The 12,739-nt window shown below is 38.3% G+C and carries 11 protein-coding genes; 6 read left to right on the top strand and 5 right to left on the bottom strand.

Annotated features, from left to right (window positions below; translation table 11 throughout):
- The first annotated feature begins 13 nt into the window (after positions 1-13).
- From ACFSKV_RS14410 to ACFSKV_RS14390, 5 genes are all read left to right on the top strand, one after another.
- The gene (locus ACFSKV_RS14410) at positions 14-667 is read left to right on the top strand and encodes an MBL fold metallo-hydrolase (protein WP_380804166.1); all 654 of its coding nucleotides are present in this window, start codon (positions 14-16) and stop codon (positions 665-667) included.
- Positions 664-1,368, top strand: coding sequence for a CDP-diacylglycerol--serine O-phosphatidyltransferase (pssA, locus tag ACFSKV_RS14405; RefSeq protein WP_380804163.1), 705 nt, complete (start codon positions 664-666; stop codon positions 1,366-1,368). The genes ACFSKV_RS14410 and pssA overlap by 4 nt, the downstream gene beginning before the upstream one ends.
- A gap of 97 nt (positions 1,369-1,465) precedes the next feature.
- A complete protein-coding gene (gene porU / locus ACFSKV_RS14400) occupies positions 1,466-4,606 on the top strand; it encodes a type IX secretion system sortase PorU (protein WP_465270322.1) in 3,141 nt (1,046 codons plus the stop codon).
- A 59-nt stretch (positions 4,607-4,665) separates the two neighbouring features.
- Positions 4,666-5,820, top strand: coding sequence for a type IX secretion system outer membrane channel protein PorV (gene porV, locus ACFSKV_RS14395; RefSeq protein WP_380804158.1), 1,155 nt, complete (start codon positions 4,666-4,668; stop codon positions 5,818-5,820).
- A complete protein-coding gene (locus ACFSKV_RS14390; protein WP_380804156.1) occupies positions 5,817-7,088 on the top strand; it encodes a M16 family metallopeptidase in 1,272 nt (423 codons plus the stop codon). Before porV ends, ACFSKV_RS14390 begins: the two co-directional genes overlap by 4 nt.
- Positions 7,089-7,150: 62 nt before the next feature.
- On the opposite strand, the gene ACFSKV_RS14385 is transcribed toward ACFSKV_RS14390, so the two are convergent.
- Together ACFSKV_RS14385 and ACFSKV_RS14380 are read right to left on the bottom strand one after the other, a co-directional pair.
- A complete protein-coding gene (locus ACFSKV_RS14385; protein ID WP_380804154.1) occupies positions 7,151-8,113 on the bottom strand; it encodes a glycosyltransferase family 2 protein in 963 nt (320 codons plus the stop codon).
- Positions 8,106-8,543, bottom strand: a complete 438-nt coding sequence (locus ACFSKV_RS14380) for a sugar 3,4-ketoisomerase (RefSeq protein ID WP_380804152.1) — start codon at positions 8,541-8,543, stop codon at positions 8,106-8,108. The genes ACFSKV_RS14385 and ACFSKV_RS14380 overlap by 8 nt, the downstream gene beginning before the upstream one ends.
- 85 nt (positions 8,544-8,628) lie before the next feature.
- Here ACFSKV_RS14380 and ACFSKV_RS14375 point away from each other — a divergent pair, with 85 nt between their 5' ends.
- Positions 8,629-9,246, top strand: a complete 618-nt coding sequence (locus ACFSKV_RS14375) for a YigZ family protein (RefSeq protein WP_380804149.1) — start codon at positions 8,629-8,631, stop codon at positions 9,244-9,246.
- Positions 9,247-9,429: 183 nt separating this feature from the next.
- Here the strand turns inward: ACFSKV_RS14375 and ACFSKV_RS14370 are convergent, their stop codons facing one another.
- From ACFSKV_RS14370 to ACFSKV_RS14360, 3 genes are read right to left on the bottom strand one after another with little or no spacing between them, the layout of a single operon-like run.
- Positions 9,430-10,032 carry a 3'-5' exonuclease gene (locus ACFSKV_RS14370; protein ID WP_380804147.1) on the bottom strand — a complete coding sequence of 201 codons (603 nt, stop codon included), beginning with the start codon at positions 10,030-10,032 and terminating at the stop codon, positions 9,430-9,432.
- The gene (gene nhaC, locus ACFSKV_RS14365; protein WP_380804146.1) at positions 10,029-11,510 is read right to left on the bottom strand and encodes a Na+/H+ antiporter NhaC; all 1,482 of its coding nucleotides are present in this window, start codon (positions 11,508-11,510) and stop codon (positions 10,029-10,031) included. Before nhaC ends, ACFSKV_RS14370 begins: the two co-directional genes overlap by 4 nt.
- A 52-nt stretch (positions 11,511-11,562) precedes the next feature.
- Positions 11,563-12,690 (bottom strand): NAD(P)/FAD-dependent oxidoreductase, encoded by a 1,128-nt coding sequence (locus ACFSKV_RS14360; protein WP_380804144.1) that lies wholly within the window; start codon positions 12,688-12,690, stop codon positions 11,563-11,565.
- Positions 12,691-12,739 lie beyond the last annotated feature (49 nt).

The raw sequence follows: 12,739 nt of genomic DNA, 5'->3' as shown, positions 1-12,739 counted from the left end.
TAAAAGTTTATCCATGCTTCAGCTCAAATCTTTTACGTTTAATCCTTTCATGGAAAATACCTATTTGCTGTATGACGACAGCAAAGAAGCTGTGATTTTTGACCCGGGTTGCTACGAGAAATACGAACAAAATGAGTTATTGGAATTTATTGAAAGCCAAAGTCTTAAGCTTAAATATCTGATCAATACGCATTGCCATATTGACCATGTTTTAGGTAATGCTTTTGTCAAAAAAAGTTTTCAGATCCCCTTATATATCCATGAGAAAGAACATGCGGTATTGAATTCTGTTTCAGTTTATGCGCCAAATTATGGTTTTGGAGGATATGAAGCGGCTGAACCTGATTTTTATATTGCTGAAGAAGACAAAATCAATTTTGGAAATACTGAATTGGATATCCTTTCAGTACCTGGCCATTCTCCCGGTCATTTGGTATTTTATCATAAAGATACTGGAATTTGCATAGCAGGAGACACTTTATTTCAGGGAAGTATTGGAAGAACGGATTTACCGGGAGGAGATCACCAAACCTTGTTAAATTCCATCAAAAAGAAAATGTTCTCTTTACCGGAGGACACCAAAGTTTACCCAGGACATGGTCCAATGACCAGCATAGGATTTGAAAAAGAGCATAACCCATTTGTAGGAAAAAAAGCCAGATTTTGATGATCAAAAAACACATACCCAATGCTTTGACATCCCTCAACTTACTTTGTGGTATGCTGGGAATTTATTTTGTTCTGGATGGAAAAATAAATGAGGGAGCTTATTTTATTTTCATTGCTGCCTTTTTTGATTTTTTGGATGGATTTGTAGCCAGAATATTGAAGGTCCATTCAGAAATCGGAAAAGAATTGGACTCCCTGGCTGATTTGGTGACTTTTGGGGTCTTGCCCTCTTTCATTCTTTTCAAAATGATAGAGGCCAATTCTGAATTGGATTATTTGCCTTTTATGGCTCTGATTGTAGGGATATTTTCAGCCATACGCTTGGCCAAATTCAATGTGGACACAAGGCAGGCTGATCGTTTTATCGGAGTCCCTACTCCTGCCAATGCGCTTTTGATCAGTACGCTACCTTTTACTCAAGAGAGGTTTCCAGAGATTAATGCAGCATTGCAAAACCCCTACTTTTTGGTATGTGTTGCCTTCGCAATGTCTTTTTTATTGGTTTCAGAATTGCCTCTGATTGCCCTAAAATTTAAAAATTTCCGTTTTTCAGATAATATCTACAGGTTTTTAGTGTTGATCATCGGGGTTATTTGCCTGATTGCTTTTGGCCTGGGTGGTATCCCTTTCGTGATTCTTTCCTACATATTATTGTCGGTAGCGGAGGGTTTAATGACAAAGAAAATTGAAAGTAAGTAAAAAAAATATCTTTGATTTAGGATTCTTATTCTTTTTCCTGGGAATATACCTTCATGGGTTTTGCCAGGAAAACCAAATATTTTTCAAATTTCCCATTTTGGAAGAAGGGGTTTATCAATTAACATCCCAACAGGCCAGGGAAATGGGATTTCCGGATCTGGACCGGGTGTCCATTTTTGGGAATCCAGGAATGCTTCCCCAAAAACTGGACAGTTTGGATTTGGGATTGAGGGAAATTCCAAGCAAAAAAATAGGTGATGCGCTCTACTTTTTTCTGGTGGGACCCCATCGTAAAATGATAATTGATGAAGAATTTTCCTACCTGCACCATTACTATTCAGACACCCTTTATTACCTGATCGGAGAAAAAGTAAAGGGTGCCTCTGTTAATTCTTCGGATTTGGAAATCTCCGGAAATGAGCTTGAAAAACTTTACAAAATCCAGTCTTTAAAATGGGAAGAAAGCAATTTATTGAGCTCAGGCCGTGAATGGTATTCAAAACCTTTCTTCAATGGGGAACGGTTCAATTTTAATATTGCCTCTGATCCTACCGTCAAACCACTTTTGATTACCCGGATTATGGCCCAGTCACTGGCTGAAAGTCAATTTGAGTTTTTCAATAATGGAAGCTCTGTAGGCAGTAGCAGTGTAAGTTCAATTCCAAACACAACTTATGGCATCAAAGGCAGGGAAAGCGTTTTCAAGGCTGAACTGCAAATGGCTGCCTCCCAAAATATTCAGTTAAGTTACAGAAGTTCTGACATCAATGGTACCGGTTATCTTTCCCAAAGTTTATTAGTAAGTCCTTACAGCAATTCTTCGGTCGATATAGGGTCATATTATATTCTTGAACCTGGAATCATGAGGAAAAGAACCGGCTTCATCCATTGGCTGATCAGGGATTTTTATAAAGTGATAGAAATCAATGGAACAGAACAAACGGAAACCGGAGATATAATTACCTTATTCCAACCGGAATCTGTACCATCAATTACTAATTGGACCTCTATTGACCTTGGATTGCGGAATGAGAACATCAATGCAGAGCTGATCATCATTAGTGCACCGGAACTTTTATCTCAAGCAAATAGATTGGCGGACCACAAAAATCAAATGGGGATAATTACAAGTGTATTTACACCTGATGAGTTATATAATGCATTTGGCTATGGAAATCGGGATATTACAGCTATTCGTAATTTTTTAGCCCACGTATATCAAGGAAATAATTCACTCAGAAATGTTCTCTTTTTTGGAAAGGGAACCTTTGATTACAAACATAAATTTGGGGGGAGGCCAAATTTAGTTCCCACTTACAGTTCCAGAAACAGCCTAAATCCCCTATCCACCTACAGTTCGGATGATTATTTTGGCTTTTTGGAATTTGGTCAGGGTGAATGGGAAGAAAGCAGTGAAGGTGATGAGTTATTACAAATTGGTATTGGAAGAATACCTGCAACTAACTTTTTAGAATCTGAAGAAGCAGTTAATAAAATTATCAATTATGAAAAGGGAATTGAAATGGGGGGTAATTGGAAGAAGAACATTTTATTTTTCGCTGACGACGGGGACAATAATATACATTTGAATGATTCGGAGACACATGTCGCTTTTTTGGAAAACAACCATCCTGAATTCGAAGTCAGAAAACTGTACCTGGACAGGTTTGAGCAGGTAATAAATGAAGGCATTCAATCTTCACCAGATGCCCAAGAGGCCTTAAAAAACAGTTTCAGGGATGGAATTCTTTTGCTCAATTATGTTGGTCATGGTAACGAAACGACACTTACTGCAGAAAGGGTCTTCATGGTAAGTGATTTACCAGATTATCCTGAAAACCCCTTATTGCCTTTGTTTGTGACTGCTACCTGCGAATTTGGGAGACATGACAGCCCCTTCATCCGGTCAGGTGCAGAGGAATTATTATTTGCCCAAAAAAAGGGAGCAATAGCTCTTTTGACTACTGGAAGACCTGTTTTCAGTTCAATTAATTTTGCGTTAAATAAGGCATTTATTGAGAATGTATTCAAAACCGAAAATGGAATTGCCAAAGACTTGGGTGAAATTTTTAAGTTGACCAAAAACCAAAGTTTAAACGGTCCATTTAACCGTAATTTTTCCCTCCTTGGAGACCCTTCCTTAAAACTTGCCGTTCCCGAACTGGGAATGGAAGCCAATCAGATTTTGGATATCCGACTGGAATTAGAAACTGATACTTTGAAGGCCATGCAGGAAGTGGCGATTAAAGGAAGTATAATAGACCCTGTTTCAGGTGCTTTTCTTTCCAATATGGAAGGGGAGTTTGAATTGATTATTTATGACAAGCCTAAAACTTATAAAACATTGGGAGATGAAAGCAGTCCGGTTGAATTTCCAGAAGATACCCAAATTATTTTCAAAGGAACAGGCGAAGTGAAAGATGGCCTTTTTTCCTCCCAGGTTTTTATTCCAAAAAATATTGAAAATGAAGTAGGTAATGGAATAATTAGGATGTTTGCCCGCTTACAGGATGGGAAACAAGAGGCAATTGGTGCCAAAAGAATTGATGTTGGTGGGACATCAGAAAATAGCCCAAACGACAATATAGGACCTAAAATAACTATCCGCTATGGAAAAGACCTAGCAGAAAATCCGACCTCGATAGCATCCCCAACATACCCTATCCAAATCATTTTAGAGGATGAAAGTGGCATCAATATTGCTAACACCGAGACAGGAAAGAACATTAGCTTAATGATCAACAATTCTGATGTTTATATCCTGAATTCAAAATATTCTGCAATAGAAGGAAGCTTTAAAAAAGGGCAGATATTTGCTGAATTGCAGAATTTAAAGGAAGGAAATAATGAAATCAGCATCAAAGCTTATGACAATTTAGGGAACCCCTCTTCTTTCACATTTAACCTTCCTGTAGAGGGCAGCTTAAAATTAAAAATACTGGAACACATTACATACCCAAATCCTTCAATTGAAAAAAGTAAGTTTTTAATCGCCCATAATAGACCCAAGGAAAACTTATATTTAGAATTTGAAGTTTTTAGTGTTAAGGGAGACAAAATATATTCTGCGAGTAAGCGTTATGTCGAAGCAGAAGAGATTTTGGATGATTTTGAGTGGAATTTTTTCCATAGCAAAACAAAAAATCCCACAAAAGGAACTTATATTTACAGGTTACTGCTGAAATCAGAGAAAGATTATACTTTTGACGTAAAAAGCGGAAAAATAATTATTCAATGAGAATATCGACGAAACTGGTTGTTAATTCATTTATTTTTTTGTGGATAAGCATTTTGTCCATGACTGTCAGTGCACAAAATTCCCCCATTGTTTCGGGGCAGGATCCCAATAGAAGGGTAATTACCACAGCTGTTCCTTTTTTGAATTTTGCACCCGACAGCCGTCATTCAGCCATGGGGGATGTAGGTGTAGCCACCAGTGCAGATGCTTTTTCAGCCCATTGGAATGCAGGAAAAATGGCATTTGTGGAAAATGATATGGGTTTTTCACTTTCTTATTCTCCTTGGTTAGGCCGATTGGTGAATGATATGTTTGTTTCCTATCTGACGGGATACAGAAGAATAGATGACAAATCTGCCTGGGGAATTGACCTGAGATATTTCAATATGGGTGATATCCAACTGACTGATGGAAGGGGCAATGAACTGGGCGAATTTACACCAAGGGACATTGCTATCGGTGGTACCTATTCCAGAAAACTATCTGAAAATTTTGGCTTGGGCTTATCTGCAAGGTTCATCCATTCCAATCTTTCAGGAAATATTTCCTCTGTTGGTGGCGCTGAAAGTAGGCCGGGAGTAACAATTGGAGCAGATGTTGGTGTCTATTACAATAAGGAGGTATTTTCAGGTAATAAAACAGGAGAATTCTCTTGGGGTGCAACCATCACCAATATTGGTCCAAAAATTACCTACAATAGCGCTGAAGACCTTGACTTTATCCCTACCAACCTCAGAATAGGGACTGCATATTTAGTTAACTTTGACAACTTTAACTCCTTGACTTTTGCCTTGGATTTCAATAAACTGTTGGTGCCTTCTCCTCCAATCTGGCAAAGAAATGAAGATGGAACACTTGCCACTGATGAGAATGGAAATTTGATAGTAGAATCCGGAAGAAACCCTAACAGGCCTTTGCTTTCAGGCATGTTCGGATCTTTTACAGATGCACCTGGCGGATTTCAGGAAGAAATGCAGGAAATCATGATTTCCTTCGGGATGGAGTATTATTACCAAAAAATGTTCGCTTTAAGAACAGGGTATTTCTATGAAAACCCTAACAAAGGAGGAAGAAGATATTTTACTATGGGAATTGGTTATGTGTACAAGGAAAAGCTGGCTTTTGATTTTTCATATTTGGTCCCACAAACCCAAAACCACCCATTAGCTGAAACCTTACGGGTTTCCCTTACATATAATATAACTAAAAAATGATATTAGACAGGTCAATTGCCCCGAAATTTAAAATTCCTGACCATATCACATTCCCAACCCCCATCAAAAGGACTCTTCAAAATGGAGTCCATTTGTATTTTATACCAACACCTGAAATCAATGCTATCCGGCTGGAAATCAATGCAGATACTCCTGCGATCCTAGGAAAAGAAGAAAAAAAACTGGCTCCATATTTCACCTTACATATGCTGCTGGAAGGGACCACAAATCGTACTGCGGCTGAATTAGATGATTTTTTTGATACCTATGCTTCAGAAGTGGAAATAATAACCACTTTCGAGCATCAGGGATTATCCCTTTTGACCATTAAGAAGCATTTTTCGAAAGTATTGCCTGTTTTTAGGGAGTTGATGACAGAAGCCATTTTCCCGGAAAAAGAACTTGCAAAAAGGAAATCACAGAAATCCTTAAGCTTGAGTATCATGCGCGAAAAAAACGGCAACCGGGCTTCCCAGATTTTTAGAAAAGAATTATTCGGCCCAAGTCATGCTTTTGGTCAAGTAGCAGAAGAAAATGATGTAGAGGCGATTCAAAGACAGGATCTATTGGATTTTTATACAAACGATCTTTGGGCAAACCCGGAAATCTTCCTAACGGGAAATGTGACAGAAAAAGAATTGGAGATGATAGAAGAATATCTAGGTAACCTACCGATAATCAGTCGTCCGATCAAATTCAGTCATTTTTCAAATAAAGTCCATAATCGACAGGTTGAGCCTAGACAGAAATCCGTGCAGTCAAGCCTTAGAATTGGATGCCATCTTATCCCAAAAAACCATCCGGATTATTTTGGACTATGGGTGTTCAATGTTTTCTTAGGAGGATATTTTGGCAGCCGATTGATAAAAAATATCCGTGAAGATAAGGGACATACTTATGGGATTTACAGTAGCATTGGAAGCCTGAAGGCTGCTGACTACTGGATTGTCATGGCTGATGTGATCAAAGAACACAGTGAAGAAGTCATCGAAGAGATCTACAAAGAAATCCAAAAATTACAGAACGAAAATATCCCATTGGACGAACTTGAAACGGTCAGGAATTACCTGGTCGGAAACCTACTTTCAAATTTCAGTTCTTCATTTGAATTGATCAGCAGATTCAAAACCATTCACCAGGCGGGCTTGGATTTTGATTTTTTTGAACATCAACTGGCCTATATCAAATCTTTTAATCCCAAAGAAATACAAAAGATTGGTAGAAAATATTTGCAAAGGGACCATATGGTTGAAGTAATTGTGGGCTAAAATTATTGGGAATAAAGGAAAAAATGGTCTTTGACTAAGGCTTTTCAGGGATTAATTCTATTTCACGTCCTTTTTATCATGGAATAAACAGAGGAAAGATCCCATTGATGCTTTTCCCATAATCGGAATAAAAAAAAATTAAAACCCGAAGCACCAAGATTTTTTGCCAGATCTATAAAGCCACTTGCCACCTCAAAATTTGCGGAAAACAAGGCATGTTTTAATTCATACAAAACCCTAACTTTCAAGGCATCATCCTCTTCCTTACTTCTGTTCATCGCTTTGATTTTTTGACAAACCTTCAAAGTAGAGGGTAACATGATGGAATTTTTTGCCCTGTATTGGCCTGCAGACAATGATTTTGAATGAATGTTTTTAACTATTCCTATGTGGTCCGAAAATACAAAGGGATGATTCCTGGACATCCTGACCATGATATCAAAGTCTTCATAATTGAGACCCTCATCGTACATTCCGATGAATTTAAAAGTATCCGATCTGACCACCATGGTAACGGAAAGAAGAATGTGACTTGATACTAATTCTTCGTATATGTCCCCCTGCTTTACTGGAATTTTTAACATCCCATTTTTGTCTCTGGGGTAAAAAGTCTTCAATTTATCTCCACTTTTCTTCAGATAGGCATCAGAAAAACAGACAACTGCTTCCGGATGGGCTTCTAGTTTGGCAACTGAATACTTGATATGGTTGATCTCCAAAACGTCATCTCCAGATAAATCAATGAAATATTTGCCACTGGACTGAAGAAAAGCATTGTTGAAGCTGGCACAATATCCCCAGGACTCTGCCCTGAAAATTTTGAATATTGGAATTTTGTGCCGGTTTTTCAAGAACCAATTTTCAATGATATTTTTTGTTTGATCTGTGCTACCATTATCTACCAGAATCAATTCTAACTTAGGATAATTTTGAGCCAAAACACTATCCAGGACCAGCTCAATAAAATCTTCGTGGTTATAAGCAGTACACACAATCGAAACCAATGGAAATTCAGCGTCAGCCATAAAAATCACCTTTTAAGTAGGCATCCTGAAGTGCCTTAAATTCATCTTTTTTACGGATGTAATCTTCTTCATCAAAAGCCAGGTCTGCCAAAACCAATAAAATAACATTGCTCCCAAAAGTCACACTGCTCCATATCAAAGGGGGGATCAGGAGAGCTTGTTCAGCCTGGTCAAGGTGGAAGTTAAACTTTGCACCGGCAAGGTCTTCAAGTTGTACTGAAACCATACCCTGAAGACAGATCAAAAGTTGTGTTTCCCTCTTATGTGCATGCACGCCCCTTTTTCTTCCTTCAGGTACTCCACGGATCCAAAATGACCTTTTAATTGGAAAAGGAAAATCACCTGTTCCTTCAAAAAATGTCAGTTTCCCCGTAGGGTTAACTTTACTTTCCAATTGGATCAGACGGGGAGGAATAATTTTCGGGTTCATGGTCACTAAAATAACTTATTCACTTCTATTCAACCAAAACCATCTGAATTTATTAATTTTGATTCTTATTTAGGTCTATATTTCTATGTTTTCAGCACCTGAAGACACCTATCTGACTCTTCAAAGGGAATCGGAAGGCGTATACAAAGAAAAGGGAAGTAAATTCTTGGCCTTTGCATTTCCTGTTCAAAACGAGGAAGAAGTCAAAGAAAAACTGGAGGTGCTCAGAAAAAAATTTTACGATGCAAGGCACCATTGTTATGCCTATGTCCTCGGAAGAAACCGGGATATCTATAGGGCAAATGATGATGGAGAACCTAATCATTCAGCTGGGGATCCCATTTTGGGACAGATCAGATCCCATCAACTAACCAATGTCCTGATAGTGGTGGTTAGATATTTTGGGGGCACAAAGCTTGGTGTTGGTGGATTGATTACCGCATATAAAACCGCAGCCGCCGATTCCATTGCTAATAATGAAATCATTACAGCCGTCCAACAGGAAAAAGTCAAAATTGATTTTGAATACCTCCGTATGAATGAGGTCATGAAATTGATCAAAGATTACGAACTTCAGATCATTGAACAGCATTTTGACAACCAATGTCAGATCATATTAAAAGTTAGACAAAAACTTTTGGATGAACTCACTCAAAAAATTTCAGAGTTAGATGCCGTGAAAATGCATGTTTTGGGCGAATGATAAAAAAGATTTGCTGTATTTAGAGGCTTTTAAATAATCACCTGGAAAACATTCATGGCTCCAGTATTAGAAAGAACCGGACAGCAGATCCATTTCTTGGTACATTGTACTTGGTATTTGGCACAAAATTTCGAAAAGCTGCCTTTCGATTTCCAAAACTTCTTTTCACTTGCTTCTAATCCTTCATCTATTGAACAACTCGTCCAAGTATCCTTGGTATTGCAGCTTTTTATAGATTTCCAAACAGACCCAGGCATCTGTAGCAGCATATAATTTTTGCTTGTCGGTCAGTTCATTTGCTTCCCAATTTGAAACCTGTTCAGATTTAGATATCCTCATATTCAATACCATAGCTGCCAAATTTCTTACACCTACATTTTCAAAACCCACTTTTTTAAGTTCCTCATTCAAATCAAAAAAACTTTGTGGTTCAAAACCCATAGCAACCTTTCTGAGGCCCCTTAAATCATCTAAAACAGCTGCTCCAATTTTAATAATTCCTGAATCTTCCAAAATTTCCTGGATAATACCTGGCATTCCGATTTCATTTAACCTGATCAAAAAAGCGGTTTCTTCTGTGGCAAGTTGGAGCAATGAAACATAATATTGGGTTCCTTTTCTAAAAGATGGCCTTGTCTCTGTATCGAATCCCAAGAGATTATGCCTGACAAGTTCATCAGCTACTTCTTTGACCTGATCCAAGGACTTCACCAATACAATCTCCCCTTCAAATTGTCCTAAGGGTAATTCATTGATCGTTTCCTTACTAATTCTCTTTGGAATCATACTGCCAACTCTTTTTTGATCTCCAACATTTCTTCCTCAGAATAAAAGTTCAATCCGAGTTTAAAATATCCAAACAATACGGTCATAATTGGAGAAATAATATTAAAAAAACAGTAAGGTGCATAGGTCAAGGTGGCCACACCCAAAACAGAGGCCTGGGTGGCTCCACAGGTATTCCAGGGAATGAGCACAGAAGTTACCGTGGCACTGTCTTCCAAAGTCCGGCTAAGGTTCTCAGGTTTTAAGCCTCTTTTTCTATAAATATCCGCATACATTCTACCGGGCACTAAAATGGCCAAATACTGATCTGAGGTAGTAACGTTGAAAAAAACGCAGGTGGCAGCAGTCGAAGCAATCAGTGATCCCACAGAGTGGACTTTTTCAATGATGGCTTCAGCCAACACTTTCAGCATGCCGCTTTCCTCCATAATTCCTCCAAAAATCATCGCACATACGATCAACCAAATCGTATTCAACATACCAGCCATTCCCCTTGTGATCAATAGCTCATTGACCACATCATTACTGGTGTAGATACTAATTTCTCCATAGAGCGACATCATCACCGCTTTATAGGACTGATATACAAAGGAAACTCCTTCCTCATTGGCAATGAGCTGAATGACCTGGGGTTGGAAAATGATGGCAAACAAACCTCCCAACAAGGCTCCTGCCAGTAGCGCTGGAACAGCTGGAATTTTTTTAACGATCATGAATAACACCAATACCGGTACTATGAATAACCACCCATTGATATTAAAGTTTTCTAGAATAACTGCAGAAATTTCTTTTACCTGATCAACTGAACCTTCGGCTCCGGTGGCAAAACCAATGGCTCCAAAAATTATCAAAGTAATTGTCATGGAAGGCACAGTGGTCTTGGTCATATGTCTGATATGGGTAAATAAATCAGTCCCTGCCATGGCAGGAGCCAAATTAGTCGTATCAGATAAAGGGGACATTTTATCTCCAAAATAGGCCCCTGAAAGAATGGCTCCAGCAATTATCCCCTCACCAAAACCTAAAGCCTTACCAATTCCCAACAAGGCGACACCCACTGTGGCCACTGTGGTCCAACTACTTCCTGTGGCTATGGAAACAATGGCACTAACAATACAGGCTGCAATCAGGAAAATTGTAGGATTAAGGATCTGAAGACCATAATAAATCATTGCAGGTACAATCCCACTCAACAGCCAGGTGCCTGCAAGAGAACCAATCAATAGCAAAATCAATATACTTGACATTGCCGAAGAAATACTCTTCACAATACCATCCTGTAAATGTTCCCATTTGATTTTTAACTGAAAAATGGAAATTAAACCGGCCACGGCTGAGGAAATCACCAAAACCAATTGATTAGAGCCAGATAGACCATCTGTTCCAAAAATCAAAATGTTGATTACCAAAAGAACGATTAAAAATAAAATAGGTGAAATTGCCTGTATGAAGCTGGGTTTTCTTCGACTTACTACCATTCGATATAATTCAGAACATTTTAAAAACTTAAATTAATAAAATTTTATTACATCACACCTTTTGCAGTAGATTTACCAATTCTCCGGCCGTCTGCCATCCTATAGCTACCCCCATGCCGCCTAGCCTAACGGCAAGACCTACACCTGGCTTTTCCATGACAACTATTGGTCTTTTATCGGGTCCAAAAGCCATGATTCCTGACCATTCCATTTCAATTTCTGTAGAAAAACCAGGGAAAATTATTTCATTAATGACCGAAAGAAGATAGGAACGAATGATGGGGTTAATTCCAAACTCTGTAGTATTTTCCCCTTCAAAATCCATATTTCTCCCACCTCCAAGCAACAGTCTGTTATCAATATTCCTGAAATACACATAGCCTTTATCATAGTGGAATGAACCTTTCCAAGAAACTTCAAATGGCAATATTTTGGTTACCAGAACCAATCCTCTCCCAGGTTTAATGTCCTGTTGGGGGAAAAGGGTTTTTGTAAATGCATTGGTACAGATTGCAATTTTTTTTGCTTGAAATACCAAAGAGAAAGCCATATAGGAATCCTTAATAAAAACCTTTTTTTCATCGGTATCAATTTGATCCACATGAACCCCTGTAAGGATTTTAACTTTCAGATCGCTACATTTTTCCCAAAGTGAATTCAGGAATTTCCCGCTATCCAATTCCCCCTCAAAATCGTTTTTTACTATTTCATTAACAAGAGGTCCAAATTTATAATCCCTATGATCTTTCAATAGGCTGAAAACATCTTTTTTAAATATTGGTTGTAGAAGATCATTTACACTTTTAAGATGATCCAATTGGGAAAGTTCCTTTGGGGTAATCAACTCAAATCCTCCACTTGGCCGATAATCTAGTTTGGAATCTCCAAAATATTGACGGATGGCTAAAAGCCCTTTATACCTTCTTTCCACCAATGACAGTACTTCTTCTTTTGGTAAAACTTCCAAATCATCCAAAATCTCGGTCAGACTGCCAAAACATGCAAATCCGGCATTTTTAGTACTAGCACCGGATGGAAAAATCCCTCTTTCCAAAACCATCACCGAGGAATCAGGATTTAAAGTTTTAAACTGAATCGCAGTAGAAAGGCCCACTATGCCCCCTCCTACTACAACCAGGTCATACTTCAGAAAATTTTTCTTTTCCCAATAGCTCAACATTATGATTTCATTTTAGAAAAATATCATGGCTATTTATTAATTTAAGCCT

Source organism: Shivajiella indica, assembly GCF_042683085.1.
In the GTDB taxonomy this organism is placed as follows: Bacteria; Bacteroidota; Bacteroidia; order Cytophagales; family Cyclobacteriaceae; genus Shivajiella; species Shivajiella indica.
Note: the sequence above shows the minus strand (reverse complement) of the source record. Positions and strands in the feature narration are given on the sequence as shown.

Excerpts from the sequence above, each read along its gene's own strand:
- nhaC (WP_380804146.1), bottom strand. The coding sequence starts at position 11,510 with ATGGTAGTAAGTCGAAGAAAACCCAGCTTCATACAGGCAATTTCACCT.
- ACFSKV_RS14410 (WP_380804166.1), top strand. The coding sequence starts at position 14 with ATGCTTCAGCTCAAATCTTTTACGTTTAATCCTTTCATGGAAAATACC.
- ACFSKV_RS14360 (WP_380804144.1), bottom strand. The coding sequence starts at position 12,690 with ATGTTGAGCTATTGGGAAAAGAAAAATTTTCTGAAGTATGACCTGGTT.
- ACFSKV_RS14385 (WP_380804154.1), bottom strand. The coding sequence starts at position 8,113 with ATGGCTGACGCTGAATTTCCATTGGTTTCGATTGTGTGTACTGCTTAT.
- ACFSKV_RS14370 (WP_380804147.1), bottom strand. The coding sequence starts at position 10,032 with ATGATTCCAAAGAGAATTAGTAAGGAAACGATCAATGAATTACCCTTA.
- ACFSKV_RS14380 (WP_380804152.1), bottom strand. The coding sequence starts at position 8,543 with ATGAACCCGAAAATTATTCCTCCCCGTCTGATCCAATTGGAAAGTAAA.
- ACFSKV_RS14390 (WP_380804156.1), top strand. The coding sequence starts at position 5,817 with ATGATATTAGACAGGTCAATTGCCCCGAAATTTAAAATTCCTGACCAT.
- ACFSKV_RS14375 (WP_380804149.1), top strand. The coding sequence starts at position 8,629 with ATGTTTTCAGCACCTGAAGACACCTATCTGACTCTTCAAAGGGAATCG.
- porV (WP_380804158.1), top strand. The coding sequence starts at position 4,666 with ATGACTGTCAGTGCACAAAATTCCCCCATTGTTTCGGGGCAGGATCCC.